Here is a 21,605-nt window from a genome sequence, read left to right on the forward strand (position 1 = left end):
GGGTGGAGCAATCCACCCACAACACACCAAGACAATGAAAGTATATAATAAAATAACGACTTTTTTACGATGGTTTATACTTGCTTTTATCATCTATCAGGCAGCCACCAGCACCGCCGGAATGTGGATAGCCCTAATCATAGGCTTTTTTATTCTCCGGTTCGTTCTCCGGTTGTTTATCTCTGCCGTTTACCTGTTTTGTATGGCTTTTATTTTCATTGTCCTGCTTTCACTTCTGATTATCTGATAACTCATTATAAATTATAGCAATATGGAAAGTTTAAACAAAAACGGGGTAAGCATTACCCAAACGCCGGGAGAGGAAAAATATGTAAAATGCTGTTTAGGCGCATTTAGGGGTCAAATCTATTATCAATATGATTACCGCCATACAGACGGCGAACTGTTCAGCACCCTTGCCAAAACACTTGACGAGTGCCGCAAACGGCGGGATGAATGGATGGCGAAAAAAGAAAAGGTACAATAATAATTTAAAAGTTACATTTATGAAAACGACAGAAGTAAATAAAAGGATTATCGGCAGACGTTGTAAGTGTATATTTACGGGCTTACTGGTAACGGGTATTATTGAAGCCGTAGAAGAAAACGAACATTCCGTGCAGGTGAAAGTACGTTTTGACACGCCGCACCAATGGGGGGATGAACTTTATTCCTATGACTGGTCTTTCGGACGTAAAACAGACGGTTTCGGGTCTTTGAAATATTTGGAACTGTTGCCCGACGAAACGACATTCGATGCAATGATAGTTACTTTCAGCGACCCTATCGGCACACTGGACGGTATTTTTGAAGATGTGAAAACGTGGGGTGTTTGTTCCCTGAAAGGCTGGATAGATAGCTACGAAAGCACCCGTTTCACGCCCATAGACGTAGATAAGGCAGTTATAACGAGTGAATATAATATGGAATGTGTAAAAGAGTGGTTGGAACATAACACACCCATAAAGGATATTATAATCGGTTAATGAAGAACGGCGGCAAATGCCGCCGCTACTTTCTTTCCGTGAGCCGAAGCGGAAAAAGAAAGATAGCAAAGAAACCTGTTTCCATTCCCTATAAAAAGATAACCCGCCGGGAAATACCCGCCGGATTATCTATCATAACATTACGCATAACGTATCATTCCAATTCTTCGCCCCATAGTTCCTTATCGGTCGGTGCGTATTTCATTTCATGCCAGCACCAGCCACCCACCAACAGGTAAAAGGCAGCCAAAGCCATAAAGAAATTACATATCATAAGGATAGTATATCTGAAACCTGATATTATTCCTCATGGTGCAGAAAGGTTACTTTCAGAACACATACCATTTCTTCATCTTCGGCATCAAATTTCCACGTCCGCTTTTTGACAACCATTTCCGTATCAAAATCGAAATGTTCCAGTACGGGTGCATTATCTTCTTCATCCGCCCACCTGAAAGCCTGATTAGACGGTGTTTTCCTTAATTCCACCCGGTCAAATTGGGAAATGCTTTCTTTATCCACTATCACAATATCACCGACTGCCGGAACTGCATCTGTTTTCCATGTGGTATTTACAAAAAATGAAATACCGTTTATATCCAATTCTATTTTAACCATGTCCTTTTTACTTTATTTGTTTTCTTCTTCCTTGTTATTGTCATTGTTAAATGAAAATGTTAATTGCTGTAACGTCCCGAAGCTATCTTGAAAATACACATCTACCGTTTGCTGGTCGGTCGATGCAGAGGTATAGTAAAGCCGGAATGTTTCACCGGGAAGCGGGTACAGGTCATTCGGCAGTAAAACCGTCCCATCGGACATTTTCAGCGTTCCCGCCCCGTCCGGTTGGAAATAGCGGATGAAATACTTTGTTTCCTCAAACCGCCCGTCCCGGTGAAGCTGACACCTGATTTCGGCGGTTTCACCCACTTTTAATTTTTTCTGCACTGGCATCGTTTCGATACTAAACGGGTAAGACTGCTGTATATCCACATCGTCATTACACGCACCCACCAATAACAAGGTAGCCACCATGTAGCACCCTGTTAGCATCTTATAAATTACATTTCTCATATACATTATATATAATAGGTTAGTTTATCACATTATTATCTTTAGACCGATACCAAACTGTGTGTGGAACTTTCCGACTGAAGAACCGAACAGGCATCTTTCCCGTGCGTTAATCAGGAACACCACCCGGTCGGTAATGTAACTTTCCAGTTCCAGCGTCAGCGCACCGCCATAGACAAAACCGTCCTTATCGGTCAGGGTCGAGCCATCGGGCAGCAATTTATCGCCCCAGTTGCTTGTTTCGTACCCGGCAAGGGCAGACAAGCCCAGCGAAAGGAAAAAGGTCTTTTTCCTATCTGAAAGGAAATTCAGATAGTAACCGCCCTCACCTGTAAACTGGCTTACGGGTATCTGTAAATCCTTATAGGGGTAATGCTTTTCGAGGTATTCCCCGCCGATAACCCACCTGTTCCCGTTTTTGGTATAGGTGGAAAGAGCCGCCCCGAAATAATAGGCGAAATCGCTTTTACTGTTCCAGTGAACGCCGTCCGCCATGCCGCCCGTAACCTGCAAACCTTTCATTCCCGGCAGACATCTTTGTGCGTGTGCCTGGTTGAAAGTCAGGCACAGCACAAAAAGGGATATAATACAGCATATCCTTTTCATGTTCATTTGATTTTAAGTTCGTTAATCACTTTTGCCGCCACGATGTCGGAGTTCTCCACCCGGATGGTTTGGTGTCTGCCCCCGTTCTTTTCCACCAGTTCGATAACTAATATCTTATCGTCAGGGATAGTAAACTGCGGGACGGTGTACACGGTGCGGACGGTACTTTTGCCACCGATAACCAGTATCTCGTTATAGCTCCGCACCGGGTCGATAACGGTTTCCTGAATCGCCGTTCTTTTGGCTACTTTCTTATCCACAATCTTGAAACGGATAAAGTCGGTATCAAACGGCACGTTTGAACTGTTCTTTGTTTGTGTGTGGAAGTAGAACAGCCCGTTATGCGAATAAATGCCCTTTACCAAGAACTGCACCCCGAAACGCTTGCATCCCAAATGCTTTATTTCCCGGTCATTGTTTTTGTAGATGGACTGCATAATCAGCTTTACCAAAAGCGGGCTTTCGTTACCCAGTTCACGGAAATAGATATTCATCCGGGTATGTGAAAAGTCGGTGGTGTCCTCATTCTCCAAGAAGTCTTTCATTTCGATGTTCAGCATTTCCGGTTCATGTGCGTATTTTGCATTGAAACTGTAAAAGCTACCATCCTCACAGGTAACGGAAAAATTGGTTTCACCGGGAAAGCCCTCTGTTGTAGCCTTGACCCTGACAACATTTTCCGCCCCGTCCGCTTTTCCGGCAATAATGTAGTTACTGCCTAAGTCCACGTACTTAACGGCAGACGGGAAAATAAGGTGTACTGTTTTTGCAAACGTCACCTGTACGCCGTAAGGTGTCACCATTTGGCGGTAAGGGAGCTTCTTTGTAATGCCCTGATACAAATCGTTACTTTGTGCTTTCATTGAAACCACGCCCAAGAGTAGGGCGAACATGATAATTAACTTTTTCATTTGGATTGAAATTTTTATGGTTGATAATTGATAAATAGATTATTGCTGTTTGGCGTAAAGCATCACCTGATAGTTCGCTTTCAGGTGTACTTTTACCGTTCTGAATTTCTTAGCGAGGTATTGTGAACCGCCCTGCATCAAGCCCCTTGTAATATCCATTGCGACCTGCTGCCCGGCACTTTGCGCAAAGGAAATACTCGTACCCAGTCCCGCCCCGATGTTTGCCATCGCTTCTTTTGCCGCTTCCTGTTCCAGTGACGAGGGGACGGAAAGCCCCTTTTGCCCGTCACTGTCGTAAACGGCAAGTTCCACCGGAATGATGTTACCCGCATATTCGAGCGAGGACACCAGTATGTCGAGCCGTTCCCCCTGCACTTTGGCACTTCCTGAAACAAGGCTGTTTTTCGGGACAATCACATTCCCCGCCTGTAACGGTTCTAACAGCCGGAGCTTGACGGTCTGCCCGTCCATAAGTGTTTGGTCGTTATGAACACACGCCCGGATAGTGTTCTTTCCCATCGAATAACCACTGCCGACCGCCGTATTAAACCCGTAATTGCGTGGCTTGCTGTATTCGGCGATAAATTCGGCGTTGCTCATAGGTTGCTGCAATCCTGAAACCGTCCTGTCCGATACCGATTTTACAGGTGTGGCATTTCCTTTGCCCTGAACAGGTGCGGACGGTGCGACCTGTACAATCTGTCCCGGTTGCGGTGGTACGCTTTGCCCGTTCTGTCCGTTCATGTATTTTGCCGCCAGTTCGTAGGATTTTTCCATAAGAGCCACCTGTTCATCCATGCTGCCCGCACCGTTTTCTTTCGCATCGAGCCGGGCAGTGAGTTCTTCCACCTGACGTTTCAGTTCCTCTTTTTCCTTGTCCTCTTTCGGCGTTTCGTAGAAACTGCCTAACTGACGGTTCATATCCCGGTAAGCTGCCGCCGAAGATTGGATAGAGGAACGGCTATTGTTCGGCGCACCCGCCCCGAAGTCTATTACATTGGTTTTCGGTTTTTCCGCCGGAGCATCATCTATCAGGGTCAAATCTTCCCCGTTCCCGTTTTCCTCTCCCAGCGAAAAGGCAAAATCCTGTAAGGAGCGCATTTTGTCCGCCTGTTTGTTCTCCATTTGCTCCTGTTCGTAGGCTGTCTTTTTATCGCTGATTATCCCGTCCCCTTTGGGTTGCGGAATATCGGCGTTAAATCCGCCCACGTTTTCCACCTTTGCTTCGTCCTTATCGGACGGTGCAAAAATCAGGTACATAGACCCCAAGAAAACCAGTCCCATAAGCGGGTAAACCAGCATCTTTTTTCGTTGCTGTATCTGCTGTGGGGTCAGTTCCTTTTTTTCCTTTACCTGTTTTTCAGGTTCTTTCTTCCTGTCCGTTTCCGGTGCGGGAACTTCATTCTTCACTTCTTTTTCTTCCATTGTCTGACTGATTAAAAATGTTCGTACTGTCTTTACCTTGTAGCTGCAACTGCCTGATGTGTTCTATCCGTATGGTTTCGCCATCCTCTTTTCCTATCCGGTAAATGGATGATACCGTAAAGTAGATGGATAGCCCGCCGAAGAACAGGAGCATAAGCAAGATTACCGCCAGCCTTATTTCCGGTGTCATTCGCCCGCACAGGCGGCGGAGTTTTTCATCCGCCCAGTCCTGCACATGGGTAATCGCCTGATTAACCGGAGAGAGAATTTTCCGTATCATGGCTTACCGCTTTATGGTGTTCAAATCCTTGTTTTCCGTTATCTCGAAACTTTCCATCATAAAGCCGTGCGGGTTATTATCACTTCTTACGGCGTTCAATAACCGGCAACGGGTGACAAGGCTTCTTTCCGTCACGCTGCTTTCACGGATAATCATTTGGCGGGCATAGGTAGCCACCGCATACGGGTACACATCGAAATTGCAAGAAACGCTGTCTATCTGTATGGTCTGGCTGATATTGCCCGAAATGATACGGTTGTAATATCCCTTTTCCGAGAGGTCACGGTAATAATTAAATGCGCTCTTGTCGGCAAGGAACAGCGACCGTTTGATATTGCTTTCGATAGCGTTTTTATCCGGTGACAATGTGAAAAAGAGTTCGTGAAAACGCTTCACGTGTTCCCTTGCTTCGACCGGACGGTTTTGTGTCAGGTCTTGCGAAAGCGCAAGCATCAACGACTTACCACCGTCCAGCACATAAATCTTTTGCCGTTGCGCTTCGGCAAACGTGTAGGAGTTCCAAACGGCATACCCCGTTATCAGGGTACACATAACGACAAACACGATACCGAAAAGCCGTATCTGTTTGAAACTGGTTTCAATATTCTTTAAACTTTTAAATTCCATCTTGATTTTTAATTATTGGTTACTTTTGATTAGTTTACCGCCGACCCTGCCGCCAGCGTTCCCGGTGGCTGCTCCGGCTACCGCACCAACTCCGCTACCTGTTTTGTTAGCTGCACTGTTTATATTCCGGCTCATGTTACCCATTCCGCCCGCCTGAATAATCCAGTTCGATACGGTGGGGATGGTGAAGTAACCGATGATACCGATTATCATAAAAATTATGTACACTGAATTGCTGCTATCGGGTACGAAATTGGGGTCTGATAGCTCCTGAATATCCTTTTGCAACATAAGCACCTGTATTCGGGCAAGAATGGAACTGAACAGGTCTGAAACAGGTAGCCACAGGTAAACGGAAATATACCTTGTTATCCATTGGGTCAGTGTCGCCTGAAAGCCATCATATACACTGATGGCAAAGGCTATCGGACCCAGTATGGCAAGGACAATCAAGAAAAAGGTTCGGATAGTGTCTATCACAAGGGCTGCCGATTGAAAGAGCAGTTCCAAAAGTTCCCTGAACCAATCCCGGACGGATTGCTTGATATTGTGGGCTGCCCTATCCATGTACATACCGCCCATTGTGGCAATATCTTTGGCAGACCATCCCAATTCGTCAATCTGTTTATCAAATGCTTCATCCGAAACAAGGTAAGCCGTTTCCGGATTACGCACCATCGCTTCATATTCCAGTTTGTCCTTTTGTTCCCGGTAGGCGTTCATATCGAAAGTTTGCGTTTCGAGCATATTGTTACACCCCTTGACTACTGGCGACATCACGCTGTTAATCGTACCCAGTACGAATGTGGGGAAGAACATAATACAGAAACCAATCACAAAAGGACGGAGCAAAGGGTAAACGTCTATCGGTTCGGCATTGGATAGCGACTGCCATACTTTGGCAGCCACATAGAACAAAGCCCCCAGTCCCGCTATTCCTTTGGCTACCCCCGCCATGTTTGCGCAAAGTGGCATCATATCCGTGTATAAACTACGGAGTATCTGATGCAGGTTATCAAATTCGATTGCTAATAACATACTACTTATTTTTAGAAGTTACCAGTAACGTTCATCCGTCGAACCATACAAAGCCATTACCCGGTCGGTGTCCTTTTTCTTTTTCGCCCGCAGGTAGGAAACGGAAATATTTTTCCGGGTATAGTAGCTCACCAAGTCCCGGTAGTTCCTGATGGCGTTATACGTCCGGTCGATAACGTCCATCCGTTCTTTATCCGACATGGAAAGCCCGTTGATGTTCACCACGCTTTTCATTTCTTCCAGTACATCGGAACTTTCCTGCAACAGTTGGGTGTAGCCGTAGGCAATGGCTGAAAGTTCGTCCGGCGTATAGTTTTCATCCGAAAGCATCTTCTGAAAACTGTTCACATAGATGTCGGAAATCTCACCGATAAGCAGAATAGACTTCTGTACTTTCCGTGCATCTTTGACAAGGTTATGCACTGATTTTAAGGCATCGTAGTACTCCTTGCCTTGATTGTACAGCTTTACCGTTTCTTGAAAATTCTTTATCATTGTTTGGGCTGTGGATGATGTCTGCACGATGTTCTTTGACGCATTGATAATCCCTTGTGCCAAGTTGCCGGGGTCACTCACCACCCACTGTGCATTTACCTTTCCGGCAAACAGGCTGCATACTACGAGCAGCATTATAATCTTTGTTTTCATACGCTTACTTCTTTATTGGTTGGTTACTCCGTTTATATTCTCCGCCGGGAGAAAGCAGAATCCGGTCATTCTCTTTGTCATAAGTCAGCAGGACGGACAACCCCGTTTCGATGAACAGGTTTCCGTCTTGTTCTGAAATCTGATAGGTTTCCGTTTGGATAGTTCCCCGGTAGGTCTTTCGATAGGTCGTTACCCGGTAATGCCCGTTTTCCTCAAAGAGAGAGAACGCAGGACGGTTTTTCACGCTTTCCCAGTCGCCACGCATCGCCCTAAGACGGTCGGCGTTCGTTTCTTTGCAGGAGGAAAGCCCCAGTAACAAGGTGCATAACAGCACCGGAAACAGGAATTTTAAAAGTTTCATACTGAATGATTTTTAAATTGTTAATTGATTATATTTCAGGATTGCGCTTGCTTTCGGCAAGCCGTTTGATAGCCAGTTCGAGATTTCCGCCTAACTTTTCGGACAAGGCGAAAAGTTCCATTTTTTCCGTTTCTTCGGTCGTATATGTAAAATATTCGTCCAAACTCACTTCGGTAGCATATACGGCTGATTGTGTACCGCCTAAGCCTATCCAAACTTCCTTGTATTTTCTACCCGGATGATTGGCAAGGTTGATGGAAAGCACCTGTGACCGTTCTTTATCGGTCAGTCCCAAAAGGTTCTGTATGCTATCGAATTTATTAAGGTATTTCCGTTGGTCGAGCAGTATCTTACAATCAGAATTGTTTATAATACTCTCTTTTACAATGGGCGAGGAAATAATATCTTCCACTTCTTGGGTAACTACAATCGCTTCACCGAAATACTTACGAACCGTTTTATAGAGGTACTTAATGTAATCCGCCATGTTCGCCGATGCAATCGCTTTCCATGCTTCCTCAATCAATATTAATTTCCTGATACCCTTTAGTTTACGCATCTTGTTTATAAAAACTTCCATGATGATAATCGTAGTAATCGGAAATAAAATTTTGTGGTCTTTGATATTATCCAACTCAAAGACAATGAAGCGTTTATGCAGCAAATCAAGTTCTTTGTCGGAGTTCAGCAGGTAGTCGTATTCGCCCCCTTTGTAGTAAGGTTCTAATACATTCAGGAAGTTATCTATATCAAAATCCTTTTCCCGGACGTTCTTTTCTTGCAGGTGCGCCCGGTAATCGGTTTTCACATACTCGTAGAACGTATTGAAGCAGGGAGTAACCGAACTGTCCTTAGTAATCAGTTCGATATAGGAACTTACAGCATTTGACAAAGCCACTTCTTCCGCCCGTGTGGGTGCTTCATCATCCCTTTTCCACAGGGTCAGGATAAGCGTTTTGATACTCTCTTTCTTTTCAATATCGAATACCCCATCTTCCACATAGAAAGGATTAAACGCTATCGGGTTTTCAGTAGTATAGGTAAAATAAATCCCATCTTCCCCGTGCGTTTTCCGGTTTATCATTTCACACAATCCTAAGTAACTGTTTCCGGTATCAACCAGCAGGACGTGCGCATTTTGTTCGTAATACTGGCGCACCATGTGATTGGTGAAGAATGATTTGCCGCTACCACTCGGCCCAAGTATGAACTTGTTGCGATTGGTAATGATACCTTTTTTCATTGGCAGGTCTGAAATATCAATGTGCAACGGCTTTCCTGTGACCCTATCCACCATCTTGATACCAAAGGGAGAAAGCGAACTTTTGTAGTTCGTTTCTTCGGTGAACATACAAAGAGCCTGTTCTATAAAGGTGTAGAAACTTTCTTCCGCCGGAAAGTCCGCCTGATTGCCGGGTATGCCCGCCCAAAACAAGGTCGGTGTGTCGGTGGTGTTATGACGTGGCTTGCACTCCATAAGTGCGAGCTGTGACCCCACATCATTTTTAATGTGTTTGAGTTCGTCCCGGTCGTCACTCCATGCCATGATATTACAATGGCATCGCACGGAGATAAGCCCCTGTGAATGTGCTTCGTTCAAATATTCCTCTATCCAAGACTTGTTTATCTGATTGGCACGGCTGTATTTGGAAAGGGAGTGCATATTGCGAGCCATCTTTTCAAACTGTTTCAGGTTCTCCGTATGGTCGTCAATGAAGATGTACTGGTTATAGATATGGTTACAGGAAAGCAACACGCCCACCGGAGAAGCAAAAGATAACCTGCAATCGCTCCGGTCGGTGGATAGCTTTTCATAGCGGGTATCTGTTCCCACCTTGCCCGGCATATCTTCCGCATCCGAAAGGGTATGCAAACAAAGAATGTCATCGCCAATCTTCATTTCGTCAGCACCCAGTGAAATATCTTTCAGTGTGGTGGTATCGGTCTGTGAGAGTGAAAAGTATTTTTCCACGATACCCGCCGTTTCCCTTGTTCCGGTGATTTCGTCCGAGTTCAGGCGGGTAAGGGTAATGAAACCGCTATCGTTCATAATGCTTTCAAACTGCCCCACCGCTTCGAGGAACTTTGTAACCGTTTCCTTGTCCTTTATCTCTTTGGGGACAAGGAAGCCCCGGCAAAGGGTGGAAAAATTACTCTGCATCCGGCTGCGTTCCTTTGTCGTTTTCGTCAGGAACAGGTAGCAGGTATGATTTAAGAACGGTCGTTCATTGAAATGCCGTTCAAAGGAACGGGAAAGGAAACTCAAATCATCCTTTTGGATGTCAGGCGCATAGTTTTCTTTGATGAACCAGTCCTGTTTGTGTACGATGCTGTAATCGGGCAGCACCTTTACCGCCTTGTTCCAAGCGGAATGTATCGCTTCGTATTCGGCTGCCGTAACGGTGAACAGTTCGGGCAGTTCCACCCGGAACGCCACCGTTATGTCGGCATCTTTGGAAACGATACAGCCGTTTTCCACCGTGAACAGTGGAAACTTGTTTTCCAGCGTAGTAGCTTTTAATATATTTCTCATTTCGATGCTTGTTTTAAATGGAATAATCGGGATATGGCTTTTCGGTTGATGATATGGAAAGGGTGGCTTTTGCGTGCGGACAATTTCATTAACCCGTGTGTCCCGTACTTTTCGTTTAACCGGAATGTGAGCCATACAAGCAGCGTTGCCGAAGTAACGCCGAAGATGATACACACCCACTGGTTGATACCCACCATGTACATGATGATGAAAAGCACGAACAGGGCTAACAGCCCGCCCGCAAAAATGAAAAGATACTGACTTTTCAACCCTTTAAATTCAACTGTATTGCCTATCCCCCTGTTAATCGGATAGTCTGCCATAGTCTGTTTCTTTAGAGGAAGAATGAACGTAGGATAGTGGCTGCCACAATCAGGAAGATACAAGCACCGAACCATGAAGCGGCGACTTTTGAAACATCGGGGTCGCCCGAAGAAAACTTGCCATAGACTTTCACGCCCCCAATCAAGCCGACCACCGCACCAATGGCGTAAATTAATTTTGTCGCCGGGTCGAAATAGGATGTTACCATATTGGTAGCTTCTGTAATACCCGCCATGCCGTTACCTTGTGCAAAAGCGGAGGATGCAGCCATTAGCACGGCTACCGAAAAGAGAACTTTCTTTTTCATTATAAATACATTGATTTTTAAATTGCCGGACGGTTGGATAGTCCGCCCGGCGGAGTGATTAATAATTGATATTTTTGTGGTTGTGGGGAATGTTCCCCATGTTCGGAAAGGTTTGTTTAACCGTAATCTTTTTGTTTCATCATCTTATTATTTAAAGTTTACCATTAAAGAAAATCGTTCATGTCAAAATCTGCCATTTCATTACTTACGGCAGCCGGGACAGTGGCGGGCACGGGTATCTCATGCTTTTGTAAAAGTTCCGCCACCCGTGACCTGCCCCCGTTAATCTGCTCCACCAGCGAATGAAACAGGTTTGTTTCCGTCCGGCAGATGGTTTGTACCGCTTGCCGTTCTTCCGTTTCGGATGCTTGTTTTATCTGAATGACCTGAACCATTTGCGCCAGTTCCCCCAGTGTGATACCTTGCGCCATTTCCGGTTCACCGTCACCCATGTAGCAGGCGATTTCTTCCGCTTCGATTTCATCCGCCGAAACGTCCGTTTCTTCCGTATTTTCCGTTTCAAATTCCATTTCAAATTCGGTTTCAATCGCTTGTAGGGTATCGGTATTTTCATCTTCCACCTGTTTGTTATCAGGCGTTTCTTCCACCGCTTCATCGCTTTGCGGAACAAATATAGAAGCATTATCAACCTCTTTTGAAAGGTGTCCTAAGATGTCCCCGTTTGTCCTCATTTGTCCCATTCGGTAACGGCTTGCACCTACAAGGCAATCACTATTTTCTATTTTTCCGGTCGGTTTGCTTTCCGGTTGTTCCGGCTGCTTTTTCCCACCCGTGAACCATGTTCCCAAGCTATCCCTGTATCGCCATAAGAGAACGGCGTAATACAGGAGTGTTCCGATAATAAACCATTTCAACATATCAGAACGGCTTTTCAAATTTGCTTTCGTACAGTTCGTTTATCTCGTCCTGAAACTGGTCGAAATGCCGGAGCAGGATATTTTCTACATAGCTGCTCACGGTTGCTTTGCGTCCGCCGATAACGGTTACTATCTTCATTAGCTTTTCGTGGGTGGTACGGCTGACATATAACGGTTGTCGGTCGGTCAAGTCCACCCGCATGAAATAGGTTTCCCGATAATCGCCCGGAGTGTTCTTTTTCCGGCGGGCATGTTCTTTCACCGCCTTTTCTTCCTTTGGTTCTGCCTTGATTTCTTCCTTATCCACCGTTCCCTGCTTATCCGGTGTTTCCACTGTTACCGATGGTATTTCCTGTTTTTTCACGGGCAAGCCCTGTGAAATAATCTCTTTCATAAAATCCTCGTCAATTTGCGGTTTCCCGCCGCTTTGCTTTGCCATATCGTTACAGTTTTATAAGGTATGCGATTTCGGTTATCAGTTCTTCCATGTTGCTGCCCTTTACCAGCCGTTTGTCCGCCGGGAACAGCGTAGAACGGAACACGGTTTTACGTTGTGCGTCCAGTTCCTTTTTAAACCTTTTGGTGTCCGGGATAAATACTTTCATAAGGGGTAATTCCAGTTCCCCGATGGTCTGTTCATACAGGGTATACAGGTCTGTTTTTTCCCGCCCATCTACCATGTTCCAAAACAGGTGCAGCCCTTTCAGTCGGCACGCTTCATTCTTTACCAGCAGTTTGTCGATAGCCACCGCAAAGGAAAGGCTGCTTTCCAATACCACCCGGTCGGCGGCTATGGGAGTGAAAATGTAGTCCACCCCTGAAAGCGAATTGATAACACCCTCACTGTTCACCGTTCCGGGCAGGTCGAAAAAGACCACATCATAATCCGACCCGGCAGACGCAAGAAATTCATCCGCCGTTTTTATCGCTTCGTCAGGTGAACTACACAACACCGGGTACGCTTTCTTTCCCAGTGCTTTGAACTGGCTGAAAGCAAGCTGTTTGTAATAATCGTCACCGTTCACCTGTTCGGCATCCCGTTTGCGCATGGCACTTATACTATGCTGCGGGTAGTCGCAATCCACGACCGCCACGTTATACCCTTTGAGATAATACAGATAACTTGCCACCAAGACGGTGAACGTTGTTTTGCCGACCCCGCCCTTTTGGGTGGAGAAAGCCACATACAAGGTTTCTTTCTTCATTGTAATAATTCTTTTTTGTGATACATCTTTATTTCATTCCATCCGTACAGATTGACGGATGGTTTTCTTTCGTTCCATGTTGAAAGCTCGAAAGCCGGAATGACTTCTTTTTCTCTTTCCTTGTTTCTTGTTATCTTTCTGCAAAGACAGCCTGTTTTCTTTGCAGACAGTTTGCTTTCCCGATTGAATGACAGTTTTCTTTCAATCATTCCATCCGGTTTGCTTTCCTGCTTTCTTGAAAGATTGCAATCTTGAAATCTTGTTTTCAAGTTTTCAAAACCGCTTTCTTTCCGTCTGCTTTCCGTTACATATATCCATCTATCCATATTGCTTTCTTTCTTAAATCCGGGACAAATAAACGTAGAAAAACAACCCCTTTCGAGATGTGTCCTCAAATGTCCCCGTTTGTCCTCATTTGTCCTATAACCCGCTATTTCACAGCATTTTTAATACCCGTTACTTTGTAACCGAAAGGTATCGGTCAGGCTAACCAAGCCCCCGCCGCCGGGAGCGTTCCAATATCCGCTAACTCCAATCCGTCCGTAGGCGGATTTTTATTTGCACTGGCAAATAGCAAGGTGTGTTCTAAGCAGCTTGAAATTCTTTCAGCAGCTTTGAACGCCTTGCCCGGACGAAGCCGGGATAGGGTCACTCCGAAGTCGTAACCCTTTAAAGAAATGTAGCATGAAACAGAAAAATGAAAATGCGTCCCGTCCGGGTGGCGCAGGACGAAAGCCCAAAGCAGACCCGGCAGTGTTCCGGTACTCTATCAGCTTCAATGCGATAGACCACGCCCGCTTTTTGGCATTGTTCGACCAGTCCGGTATGCGCACCAAAGCGCATTTTATCACCGCCCGCATCTTTGGCGAACCGTTCAAAGTGATTAAAATAGACAAGGCGGCAGTAGAATATTATACCCGGCTGACCGCTTTATATTCCCAGTACAGGGGTATCACCGTGAATTATAATCAGGTGGTAAAGGCTCTCAATACCAATTTTTCAGAGAAGAAAGCTCTCGCTTTTCTCTATAAACTGGAAAAGGCAACGATAGAACTTGCCGACCTGAACCGCCAAATTATTGAATTGACCCGTGAGTTTGAAACAAGATGGTTGCAAAGATAAGCGTAGGCAGTTCCCTGTTCGGTGCGCTTTCCTATAACCAAAACAAGGTGGATGAAGAACAGGGGAAGGTACTTTTAAGTAACCGTATGTTTGAAAGCGAGGACGGAAATTTCAGCATCCGGCGATGTATGGAATGTTTCGATATGCACCTGCCCGCAGACCTGAAAACGGAAAAACCGATTATCCATATCTCCCTGAACCCGCACCCGGACGATGTACTTTCCGACAACCAGCTTGCGGACATTGCTAAAGAGTATATGGATAAGTTGGGGTACGGCAATCAGCCGTATATGGTGTACAAGCACGAAGATATTACAAGGCATCATATACATATCGTTTCCATCCGGGTGGATGATACGGGCAAAAAGATAAACGACAAGTTCGAGCATATCCGCAGCAAACAAATTACCCGTGAACTGGAACAGAAGTACGGGCTGCATCCGGCAGAGAAGAAACAGGCAGCCGACCGCCCCGAACTTAAAAAGGTGGACTATCAGGCGGGGGACGTAAAGCACCAGTTATCCAATACGGTGAAAGCCCTTGTCGGCAGTTACCGTTTCCAGAGTTTTATGGAATACAAAGCGTTGCTATCTATATATAATGTACAGGCGGAGGAAGTGAAAGGGCAAGTAAACGGCAAACCTTATAACGGCATTGTCTATTCGGCGACCAATGACAAGGGGGAAAAGCAAGGAAACCCGTTCAAATCTTCTTCTTTGGGTAAGTCGGTAGGTTACGAAGCCATTCAGCGGCGTATCAAGAAATCCGCAAAGGACATTCAGGACAAGAACCTGAAAGAGCGTACCCGCCGAACAGTGGGCGCAGTGATGCAATCCGCCCGTAGCCGGGAACAGTTGATTGCAGACTTGAAAGCGAAAGGCATAGATGTACTATTCCGGCAGAACGATACGGGCAGGATATACGGGGTAGCATTCATCGACCATGAAAACCGTACCGTCCTGAACGGTTCACGGTTGGGAAAGGACTTTTCCGCCAATGTGTTCAACGACCTGTTTTCCGGCTCCCGTACTTTGACGGGAAACAGTAAACAGGAAACGCAGGAACGCACGCCTGAATATAACCCGACCGGACATATTTCAAATACAGGTAAAGCCATTGCGGGACTGTTCAGCCTGTTATCCGGTGGGGACGATACGCCACCCGACAACAGCCAAGTTCCACCACCCAAGAAGAAAAAGAAGAAGAAACAAAGACGTATTTAATAACTATAAAAATTTCAATTATGCAGAATGAAGATGATTTAAGAGGACTTGCAAAGGTCATGGACTTTATGCAGGCAATCAGTATTTTATTTGTAGTGATAAACATTTATTGGTTTTGTTACCAGTCGTTCAGGGAATGGGGTATCAATATCGGGGTAGTCGATAAAATCCTGTTGAACTTCCAGCGTACCGCCGGGCTGTTCTCCAATATCCTATATACCAAACTTTTTTCAGTGGTATTCCTTGCGCTTTCCTGTTTGGGAACAAAGGGAGTGAAAGAGGAAAAAATCACATGGAACAGGATTTATGTGTTCCTCACTATCGGTTTTATCCTGTTTTTCCTAAACTGGTGGCTGTTGGTTCTGCCGTTGCCACTGGCGGCAAACACGGCATTGTATATCTTTACCATGACAGCCGGGTATCTTTCGTTATTGGCTGCCGGAGTATGGATTTCCCGCCTGTTGAAAAATAACCTGATGGATGATGTTTTTAATTTGGAAAACGAAAGTTTCGCACAAGAAACACGCCTGATAGAAAACGAATATTCCGTAAATCTTCGTTCTCGTTTCTACTATAAAAAGAAGTGGAACGATGGATGGATAAACGTTGTAGCAATTTTTCGTGCGTGCATCGTTGTTGGAAATCCGGGCAGTGGGAAGTCTTTTTGTGTCGTAAATCAATTTATCAAACAGCAAATAGAAAAGGGCTTCGCAATGTATCTGTATGATTACAAATTTCCCGACCTTTCGGAGATAGCCTACAATCATTTACTTAACCATTCGGACGGGTACAAGGTGAAGCCCAAATTTTACATAATCAATTTTGACGACCCACGTAAGAGCCACCGATGCAACCCGATAAATCCGGCATTTATGACGGACATATCGGACGCATACGAAGCCAGTTATACAATCATGTTAAATTTGAACCGCAGTTGGATAACCAAACAGGGAGATTTCTTTGTGGAAAGCCCGATTATCCTGCTGGCTTCTATAATATGGTTTTTGAAAATCTATCAGGGTGGTAAGTATTGTACATTTCCGCACGCCATTGAATTTCTGAACAAGAAGTACGCCGACACGTTCACTATTTTAACCAGTTATCCCGAACTGGAAAACTACCTTTCACCGTTCATGGACGCATGGGAATCCAACGCCCAAGACCAGCTTCAGGGGCAGCTTGCAAGTGCTAAAATCCCGCTTTCGAGGATGATTTCACCCGCTTTATATTGGGTAATGACAGGGGACGATTTTTCACTGGATATAAACAACCCGGAAGAACCTAAAATTTTAGTAGTAGGTAACAATCCCGACCGCCAAAATATCTATTCCTGTGCTTTGGGATTATATAATTCCCGTATCGTGAAGCTGATAAACAAGAAGCACCAACTGAAAAGTTCTGTAATCATTGATGAATTACCTACTATCTATTTTCGGGGACTGGATAACCTGATAGCAACGGCACGAAGCAACAAGGTAGCGGTCTGTTTGGGCTTTCAGGATTTCAGCCAGTTACGCCGGGATTATGGGGACAAGGAAAGCAAAGTAATCGAAAATACGGTTGGTAATATTTTTAGCGGTCAGGTGGTTTCTGAAACAGCAAAAACGCTTTCAGACCGTTTCGGAAAGGTACTACAAAAACGGCAAAGCATGACTATCAACCGGAATGATAAATCAACCTCTATCAGTACGCAAATGGATAGCCTGATACCACCCAGTAAAATATCCAACTTGACGCAGGGTATGTTTGTGGGTGCGGTCAGTGACAATTTCGATGAACGGATAGAGCAGAAAATATTCCATGCGGAAATTGTGGTGGATAACGAGCAAGTGAAACGGGAAACTGCCAACTACAAGAAGCTGCCCCAAATTATAGATTTCAGGGACGAGGACGGGAACGACCGGATGCAGGAAGAAATACAGGCGAACTACAACCGGGTCAAGCAGGAAGTCCAGCAGATTGTCACGGACGAAATGGAACGGATTAAGAACGACCCCAATTTGCAGCACTTAATAAAAACAGAAGAATAGAAGATTTTTCAGATAAACGGCAGCTTTTTACAGGCTGCCGTTTCTGTTTGTGTGGACTAATGAAGCCAAACGAGGACTAATAAAGCCACCCGTTCCCAAATCCTTAAATATACTCTATTTCATCCTTACTTTTACTTCCGAAATTTTTATTTATTCACTAAAATTCAAAACATTATGGATGTAAACACAGCCAGCCAATCCACCACTGACGAACAGATGATGGATATTCTTCTTGTACTGGATAAGGAGAAAAAGACAATCAGCGCAGTAAAAGGCGTGGATGAAAACGGGGAACTCCAAACCGTACCACCGGAGAACAACAGCGAACTTCTGAAATTCGACCGTCACGGTGATTTCTTTTCCAACTTCTTTTCCAATATGATGAACCAGTTGAAGAACCCGACCCGTTTTAACTTCTTCAAAATCCCTAAGATTGAACTTCCCAAAATAGAGCCGATAATCAGGGATAATTTTAATCATCCGACACCTGAAAACGAAGCGGGCATAGAGCGTTACCGGGTGACACCTGAAACCGTGAAGCAGGAAGCCAAGAAAGAGCAACAGGAAACCCAAACCCAACAGCAGCCAGCCAAAGAAACGGGAGCAACGGCGCAAGCACCGCAGCAACCCGACAAAAGCAAGTATGTGATTGACCCGGATAAGGTGGACTGGGAAGCCTTGAAGAATTTTGGTCTATCCAAAGAACAGCTTGAAAAGGCAAAGGCTTTAGAACCCATGTTAAGGGGCTACAAGTCACCCGGAGCGTTCACCATTGCAGGTAACTACAATTCAGCCATTATGAAACTGGACGCACGTTTATCTTTCCGGCACGACAAGGACGGGAATGTAGTTTTGGCTATACACGGCATCCGACAAAAGCCGGAACTTGAACGTCCGTTCTTCGGACATGAATTTTCCAAAGAAGATAAAGCCAATCTTCTTGAAACGGGAAACATGGGACGGATAGTAAACCTGAAAAACTATATCACGGGAGAAATGATACCCTCTTTCGTCAGCGTGGATAAGGTAACAAACGAATTGGTTTCCATGCGTGCAAGCAGCGTCCAAATACCGGATGAAATAAAGGGTGTCAAACTGAACAAGGAACAAAAGGAAGCCTTACGGGAAGGAAAAGGGGTATTCCTTGAAAACATGATTTCCAACCGTAAAAATCCCTTTTCCGCAACTGTTCAGGTCAATGCGGACAAGAAAAGTCTGGAATTTATCTATCCCAATGCCAAACAGTCACAGGAGCAACGGCAGAAACAGGAACAGCAGAACAGCCTTGTCACCAGTGACGGTGTAACCATTCCCAAAAGCATTTCAGGAATAGAGCTATCCCGCCAGCAACAGCAGGATTTAGTCAATGACAAAACCATCTTTGTTGCCGGGCTGAAAGACAAGCGGGGGGTCGAATACGATGCTTATATTCAGGTGAACCATGATAAAAAGAAGTTAGGCTTTTACAGTGACAATCCCAGCTTTGACCGTTCCGCCGTGAAAGAGATTACCCCCGCCAGCAAGAACCGCACACAGGTAGCGGTCAATTCGGAAGGCAAGACCAACGAAGCCACCAAGAAAGTGAAAGAACCCTTGAAAAAGGGTCAGGACAAGCCCACTGAAAAGCAGAAAACCAAGCAGGATAAAAAGGAGAAGCAGGAGCAGACGGACAAACCCAAACAGAGCAGGGGACGCAAAAGATGATAGCGGTGTTAATCCTTATCCCGGTTGTCGGTTTCGCCCTGTTTACCCTTGTCTGTTACAAAACAGACTGGGAAGTCATAGACGAGCAGAACCGACAATATTATATAGATGGCTATCACATCTACTATGACCGGAAAATCCTAAGACAAAAAGAAGTGGAACAATTAAAATCAAAATTAGAATGATTGCAGTAATCGGAGAAAAACCAAGTGTGGCAAGGGACATTGCCCGTATTTTAGGAGCGAGTGAAAAACAGGATGGCTATCTTTCAGGTAACGGGTATCTCGTTACCTGGGCGTTCGGCCATCTTGTAGGTTTGGCAATGCCGGAAGCATACGGCATACAGAGTTTCCGCCGGGAAAGTCTGCCTATTATCCCGGATAGTTTTCAACTTACACCCCGACAAGTGAAAGCGGAAAAAGGGTACAAGGCAGACCCCGGCGCATTGAAACAACTAAAGATAATCAAAGAAGTATTCGACCAGTCGGATAAGATAATTGTCGCTACCGATGCAGGGAGAGAGGGAGAACTTATCTTTCGCTACATCTACCAGTATATCGGATGTAACAAGCCCTTTGTCCGTTTATGGATAAGCAGCCTTACCGACAAGTCAATCCGTGAGGGACTGCAAAACCTGAAAGCCGGTAGCCTGTATGATAACCTTTTCCTTTCGGCACAGGCACGCAGCGAAGCGGATTATTTAATTGGAATTAATGGTACACAGGCTTTAAGTGTGGCAGCCGGACAAGGCATTTTTTCTTTGGGACGGGTACAGTCGCCCACGTTGGCAATGATATGTACCCGCTTTTTGGAGAACAAGAACTTTGTCCCACAAAAGTATTGGCAACTGAAATTACAGGCAGCAAAGGACAATGTTTCTTTTGCTGCACTATCCGCAGACAAATACGATATGCAGCAGCCCGCCATCGACACGCTGCAAAGGATAAAGGAAACGGAAACGGTACAGGTGAAAACCGTAGAGCGTAAGGAAGTGAGCCAAGAACCGCCGTTGCTCTATGACCTAACCACGCTCCAAAAAGAAGCGAATACCAAACTGAACTTTTCCGCAGACAAAACCCTATCCATCGCCCAAAAGTTATACGAGGGTAAACTAATCAGCTACCCCCGAACCGGAAGCCGTTATATCTCACAGGACGTGTTCGAGGAAATCCCGGAACGTCTTGTTAATTTGGAACAGTACGCCCGTTTTGCCGGGTATGCTGCCGGAATGAAAGGCAAAGCCTTAAATTCCCGTTCCGTGAACGATGGCAAGGTAACAGACCACCACGCCCTGATAGTAACGGAAAACCTGCCCGGTAAACTGGAAACAGACGAACAGGCAATCTATGAACTGATAGCCGGACGGATGTTGGAAGCCTTTTCTGAAAAATGCGTCAAAGACGTTACCAGTGTAACGCTGGAATGTGCAGGGTCGCTTTTCACGGTCAAAGGTTCTGTAATCAAGTCCGCCGGATGGCGTGCCGTATTCGGCGAGAAAGAGGACGGGGAAGATAACGCCACCCTGCCCGCCATGCAGGACGGAGATAGTTTACCGCTTTCCGGCATTGAACTACTGGAGAAACAGACCAAGCCCAAGCCGTTACACACGGAAAGCAGTTTGCTTTCTTCGATGGAAACAGCAGGAAAAGAACTGGAAAACGCCGACCTGAAAGCCAGCATGAAAGATACGGGTATAGGCACGCCCGCAACACGGGCAGCCATCATCGAAACGCTGTTTTCCCGCCAGTATATCGTCCGGGAGAAAAAGAACCTTGTCCCGACCGAGAAAGGTCTTGCCGTTTACAACATCATCCGGGACAAGAAGATAGCAGACGTTGAAATGACGGGAATGTGGGAAAATACGCTTGCCAAAATCGAAAGCGGAGAAATGAACCCCGACACGTTCCGCAAAGGCATCGAAGTGTATGCACGGCAAATCACGGCTGAACTTTTGGATGTTCAACTTTCTTTCGCTTCGGGCAGTGGTTGTATCTGCCCGAAATGTAAGACCGGACGCATCCTTTTCTATCCGAAAGTCGCCAAATGTTCCAATGTGGATTGTTCCGTTACCATCTTCCGCAACAAGAGCGACAAGCAGCTAACGGACAAACAGATTACCGAACTGGTGACTACCGGGAAAACCGGGCTAATCAAAGGCTTTAAAAGCAAGAACGGCAAAGTCTTTGACGCTTCACTTGCCTTTGACGAACAGTTTAATGTTACTTTCGTGTTCCCTGAAAAGAAAGGCAAACCGAAGAAATAAGACGGAAATAGTTATATTTGCCACAGAAAATTTCATTATAGATAGATTTATAATTGAAAT

26 protein-coding genes are annotated in these 21,605 nt (G+C 45.4%); 9 read left to right on the plus strand and 17 right to left on the minus strand.

What is annotated here, in order from left to right:
• Window positions 1–34: 34 nt before the first annotated feature.
• The 3 genes from QK890_RS02780 to QK890_RS02790 are packed head-to-tail and all read left to right on the plus strand — an operon-like array spanning window position 35 to window position 986.
• Window positions 35–247, plus strand: coding sequence for a hypothetical protein (locus tag QK890_RS02780; RefSeq protein WP_278777818.1), 213 nt, complete (start codon window positions 35–37; stop codon window positions 245–247).
• 24 nt (window positions 248–271) lie between these two features.
• Entirely contained in the window at window positions 272–487 is a 216-nt protein-coding gene (locus QK890_RS02785) for a DUF3873 domain-containing protein (RefSeq protein ID WP_007483934.1), read from the plus strand.
• Between the two features lie 19 nt (window positions 488–506).
• Entirely contained in the window at window positions 507–986 is a 480-nt protein-coding gene (locus QK890_RS02790) for a hypothetical protein (protein ID WP_270419494.1), read from the plus strand.
• Between the two features lie 300 nt (window positions 987–1,286).
• Here QK890_RS02790 and QK890_RS02795 read toward each other — a convergent pair whose 3' ends face one another.
• From QK890_RS02795 to QK890_RS02875, 17 genes are all read right to left on the minus strand, one after another.
• On the minus strand, window positions 1,287–1,604 hold the full coding sequence (locus QK890_RS02795; RefSeq protein ID WP_044301334.1) for a hypothetical protein: 318 nt from the start codon (window positions 1,602–1,604) through the stop codon (window positions 1,287–1,289).
• A gap of 12 nt (window positions 1,605–1,616) precedes the next feature.
• Entirely contained in the window at window positions 1,617–2,066 is a 450-nt protein-coding gene (locus tag QK890_RS02800) for a DUF3872 domain-containing protein (protein ID WP_367627163.1), read from the minus strand.
• 21 nt (window positions 2,067–2,087) lie between these two features.
• Window positions 2,088–2,666 (minus strand): conjugal transfer protein TraO, encoded by a 579-nt coding sequence (locus QK890_RS02805; protein ID WP_276858553.1) that lies wholly within the window; start codon window positions 2,664–2,666, stop codon window positions 2,088–2,090.
• Between the two features lie 2 nt (window positions 2,667–2,668).
• On the minus strand, window positions 2,669–3,577 hold the full coding sequence (traN, locus tag QK890_RS02810; protein WP_367627164.1) for a conjugative transposon protein TraN: 909 nt from the start codon (window positions 3,575–3,577) through the stop codon (window positions 2,669–2,671).
• A 39-nt stretch (window positions 3,578–3,616) separates the two neighbouring features.
• Window positions 3,617–5,002 (minus strand): conjugative transposon protein TraM, encoded by a 1,386-nt coding sequence (gene traM, locus QK890_RS02815; protein WP_367627165.1) that lies wholly within the window; start codon window positions 5,000–5,002, stop codon window positions 3,617–3,619.
• Window positions 4,977–5,282: a TraL conjugative transposon family protein gene (locus QK890_RS02820; RefSeq protein ID WP_175636678.1), complete on the minus strand. Its 306-nt coding sequence runs from the start codon at window positions 5,280–5,282 to the stop codon at window positions 4,977–4,979. Before QK890_RS02820 ends, traM begins: the two co-directional genes overlap by 26 nt.
• 3 nt (window positions 5,283–5,285) lie before the next feature.
• Window positions 5,286–5,909, minus strand: a complete 624-nt coding sequence (gene traK / locus QK890_RS02825) for a conjugative transposon protein TraK (RefSeq protein ID WP_015532621.1) — start codon at window positions 5,907–5,909, stop codon at window positions 5,286–5,288.
• 12 nt (window positions 5,910–5,921) lie between these two features.
• A complete protein-coding gene (gene traJ / locus QK890_RS02830) occupies window positions 5,922–6,947 on the minus strand; it encodes a conjugative transposon protein TraJ (RefSeq protein ID WP_367627166.1) in 1,026 nt (341 codons plus the stop codon).
• An 18-nt stretch (window positions 6,948–6,965) separates the two neighbouring features.
• On the minus strand, window positions 6,966–7,595 hold the full coding sequence (locus tag QK890_RS02835; protein WP_367627167.1) for a DUF4141 domain-containing protein: 630 nt from the start codon (window positions 7,593–7,595) through the stop codon (window positions 6,966–6,968).
• A 4-nt stretch (window positions 7,596–7,599) separates the two neighbouring features.
• Complete coding sequence (locus QK890_RS02840; protein ID WP_367627168.1) at window positions 7,600–7,956, minus strand: DUF3876 domain-containing protein; 357 nt, start codon at window positions 7,954–7,956, stop codon at window positions 7,600–7,602.
• A gap of 28 nt (window positions 7,957–7,984) precedes the next feature.
• Window positions 7,985–10,489, minus strand: a complete 2,505-nt coding sequence (locus tag QK890_RS02845; protein WP_367627169.1) for a TraG family conjugative transposon ATPase — start codon at window positions 10,487–10,489, stop codon at window positions 7,985–7,987.
• Window positions 10,486–10,812 carry a DUF4133 domain-containing protein gene (locus tag QK890_RS02850; RefSeq protein ID WP_367627170.1) on the minus strand — a complete coding sequence of 109 codons (327 nt, stop codon included), beginning with the start codon at window positions 10,810–10,812 and terminating at the stop codon, window positions 10,486–10,488. The genes QK890_RS02845 and QK890_RS02850 overlap by 4 nt, the downstream gene beginning before the upstream one ends.
• Window positions 10,813–10,823: 11 nt before the next feature.
• A complete protein-coding gene (locus QK890_RS02855; protein ID WP_224263108.1) occupies window positions 10,824–11,120 on the minus strand; it encodes a DUF4134 domain-containing protein in 297 nt (98 codons plus the stop codon).
• Between the two features lie 164 nt (window positions 11,121–11,284).
• Window positions 11,285–11,998 (minus strand): hypothetical protein, encoded by a 714-nt coding sequence (locus QK890_RS02860; protein WP_367627171.1) that lies wholly within the window; start codon window positions 11,996–11,998, stop codon window positions 11,285–11,287.
• 1 nt (window position 11,999) lies between these two features.
• Window positions 12,000–12,437, minus strand: coding sequence for a DUF3408 domain-containing protein (locus tag QK890_RS02865; protein ID WP_367627172.1), 438 nt, complete (start codon window positions 12,435–12,437; stop codon window positions 12,000–12,002).
• Between the two features lie 4 nt (window positions 12,438–12,441).
• Window positions 12,442–13,203, minus strand: a complete 762-nt coding sequence (locus QK890_RS02870) for a ParA family protein (protein ID WP_118158784.1) — start codon at window positions 13,201–13,203, stop codon at window positions 12,442–12,444.
• Window positions 13,200–13,529: a hypothetical protein gene (locus tag QK890_RS02875; protein ID WP_118158783.1), complete on the minus strand. Its 330-nt coding sequence runs from the start codon at window positions 13,527–13,529 to the stop codon at window positions 13,200–13,202. The genes QK890_RS02870 and QK890_RS02875 overlap by 4 nt, the downstream gene beginning before the upstream one ends.
• A 358-nt stretch (window positions 13,530–13,887) precedes the next feature.
• Here QK890_RS02875 and mobA point away from each other — a divergent pair, with 358 nt between their 5' ends.
• The 6 genes from mobA (at window position 13,888) to QK890_RS02905 (ending at window position 21,545) form a co-directional block, all read left to right on the plus strand.
• The gene (gene mobA / locus QK890_RS02880; protein WP_367627173.1) at window positions 13,888–14,325 is read left to right on the plus strand and encodes a conjugal transfer protein MobA; all 438 of its coding nucleotides are present in this window, start codon (window positions 13,888–13,890) and stop codon (window positions 14,323–14,325) included.
• Window positions 14,310–15,548, plus strand: a complete 1,239-nt coding sequence (gene mobB, locus QK890_RS02885; protein ID WP_367627174.1) for a conjugal transfer protein MobB — start codon at window positions 14,310–14,312, stop codon at window positions 15,546–15,548. The genes mobA and mobB overlap by 16 nt, the downstream gene beginning before the upstream one ends.
• Before the next feature lie 20 nt (window positions 15,549–15,568).
• Window positions 15,569–17,578, plus strand: a complete 2,010-nt coding sequence (mobC, locus tag QK890_RS02890) for a conjugal transfer protein MobC (protein ID WP_367627175.1) — start codon at window positions 15,569–15,571, stop codon at window positions 17,576–17,578.
• Window positions 17,579–17,752: 174 nt separating this feature from the next.
• Window positions 17,753–19,282, plus strand: a complete 1,530-nt coding sequence (locus QK890_RS02895; protein ID WP_367627176.1) for a DUF3945 domain-containing protein — start codon at window positions 17,753–17,755, stop codon at window positions 19,280–19,282.
• Window positions 19,279–19,467, plus strand: a complete 189-nt coding sequence (locus tag QK890_RS02900; RefSeq protein ID WP_122143630.1) for a hypothetical protein — start codon at window positions 19,279–19,281, stop codon at window positions 19,465–19,467. The genes QK890_RS02895 and QK890_RS02900 overlap by 4 nt, the downstream gene beginning before the upstream one ends.
• The gene (locus QK890_RS02905; RefSeq protein WP_367627177.1) at window positions 19,464–21,545 is read left to right on the plus strand and encodes a DNA topoisomerase 3; all 2,082 of its coding nucleotides are present in this window, start codon (window positions 19,464–19,466) and stop codon (window positions 21,543–21,545) included. The genes QK890_RS02900 and QK890_RS02905 overlap by 4 nt, the downstream gene beginning before the upstream one ends.
• Window positions 21,546–21,605: the final 60 nt, after the last annotated feature.

This window comes from Bacteroides sp. NGMCC 1.200775 (genome assembly GCF_040798045.1).
GTDB classification, from domain to species: domain Bacteria; phylum Bacteroidota; class Bacteroidia; order Bacteroidales; family Bacteroidaceae; genus Bacteroides; species Bacteroides hominis.

Coding starts and splice junctions, on each gene's coding strand:
- QK890_RS02785 (WP_007483934.1), top strand. CDS start 272: ATGGAAAGTTTAAACAAAAACGGGGTAAGCATTACCCAAACGCCGGGA.
- QK890_RS02895 (WP_367627176.1), top strand. CDS start 17,753: ATGGATGTAAACACAGCCAGCCAATCCACCACTGACGAACAGATGATG.
- QK890_RS02900 (WP_122143630.1), top strand. CDS start 19,279: ATGATAGCGGTGTTAATCCTTATCCCGGTTGTCGGTTTCGCCCTGTTT.
- mobB (WP_367627174.1), top strand. CDS start 14,310: ATGGTTGCAAAGATAAGCGTAGGCAGTTCCCTGTTCGGTGCGCTTTCC.
- QK890_RS02780 (WP_278777818.1), top strand. CDS start 35: ATGAAAGTATATAATAAAATAACGACTTTTTTACGATGGTTTATACTT.
- QK890_RS02840 (WP_367627168.1), bottom strand. CDS start 7,956: ATGAAACTTTTAAAATTCCTGTTTCCGGTGCTGTTATGCACCTTGTTA.
- traM (WP_367627165.1), bottom strand. CDS start 5,002: ATGGAAGAAAAAGAAGTGAAGAATGAAGTTCCCGCACCGGAAACGGAC.
- QK890_RS02790 (WP_270419494.1), top strand. CDS start 507: ATGAAAACGACAGAAGTAAATAAAAGGATTATCGGCAGACGTTGTAAG.
- QK890_RS02850 (WP_367627170.1), bottom strand. CDS start 10,812: ATGGCAGACTATCCGATTAACAGGGGGATAGGCAATACAGTTGAATTT.
- QK890_RS02875 (WP_118158783.1), bottom strand. CDS start 13,529: ATGGATAGATGGATATATGTAACGGAAAGCAGACGGAAAGAAAGCGGT.
- QK890_RS02905 (WP_367627177.1), top strand. CDS start 19,464: ATGATTGCAGTAATCGGAGAAAAACCAAGTGTGGCAAGGGACATTGCC.
- traK (WP_015532621.1), bottom strand. CDS start 5,909: ATGGAATTTAAAAGTTTAAAGAATATTGAAACCAGTTTCAAACAGATA.
- QK890_RS02855 (WP_224263108.1), bottom strand. CDS start 11,120: ATGAAAAAGAAAGTTCTCTTTTCGGTAGCCGTGCTAATGGCTGCATCC.
- QK890_RS02870 (WP_118158784.1), bottom strand. CDS start 13,203: ATGAAGAAAGAAACCTTGTATGTGGCTTTCTCCACCCAAAAGGGCGGG.
- QK890_RS02865 (WP_367627172.1), bottom strand. CDS start 12,437: ATGGCAAAGCAAAGCGGCGGGAAACCGCAAATTGACGAGGATTTTATG.
- QK890_RS02845 (WP_367627169.1), bottom strand. CDS start 10,489: ATGAGAAATATATTAAAAGCTACTACGCTGGAAAACAAGTTTCCACTG.
- QK890_RS02820 (WP_175636678.1), bottom strand. CDS start 5,282: ATGATACGGAAAATTCTCTCTCCGGTTAATCAGGCGATTACCCATGTG.
- mobC (WP_367627175.1), top strand. CDS start 15,569: ATGCAGAATGAAGATGATTTAAGAGGACTTGCAAAGGTCATGGACTTT.
- QK890_RS02835 (WP_367627167.1), bottom strand. CDS start 7,595: ATGAAAACAAAGATTATAATGCTGCTCGTAGTATGCAGCCTGTTTGCC.
- traN (WP_367627164.1), bottom strand. CDS start 3,577: ATGAAAAAGTTAATTATCATGTTCGCCCTACTCTTGGGCGTGGTTTCA.
- QK890_RS02800 (WP_367627163.1), bottom strand. CDS start 2,066: ATGTATATGAGAAATGTAATTTATAAGATGCTAACAGGGTGCTACATG.
- traJ (WP_367627166.1), bottom strand. CDS start 6,947: ATGTTATTAGCAATCGAATTTGATAACCTGCATCAGATACTCCGTAGT.
- QK890_RS02805 (WP_276858553.1), bottom strand. CDS start 2,666: ATGAAAAGGATATGCTGTATTATATCCCTTTTTGTGCTGTGCCTGACT.
- QK890_RS02860 (WP_367627171.1), bottom strand. CDS start 11,998: ATGTTGAAATGGTTTATTATCGGAACACTCCTGTATTACGCCGTTCTC.
- QK890_RS02795 (WP_044301334.1), bottom strand. CDS start 1,604: ATGGTTAAAATAGAATTGGATATAAACGGTATTTCATTTTTTGTAAAT.
- mobA (WP_367627173.1), top strand. CDS start 13,888: ATGAAACAGAAAAATGAAAATGCGTCCCGTCCGGGTGGCGCAGGACGA.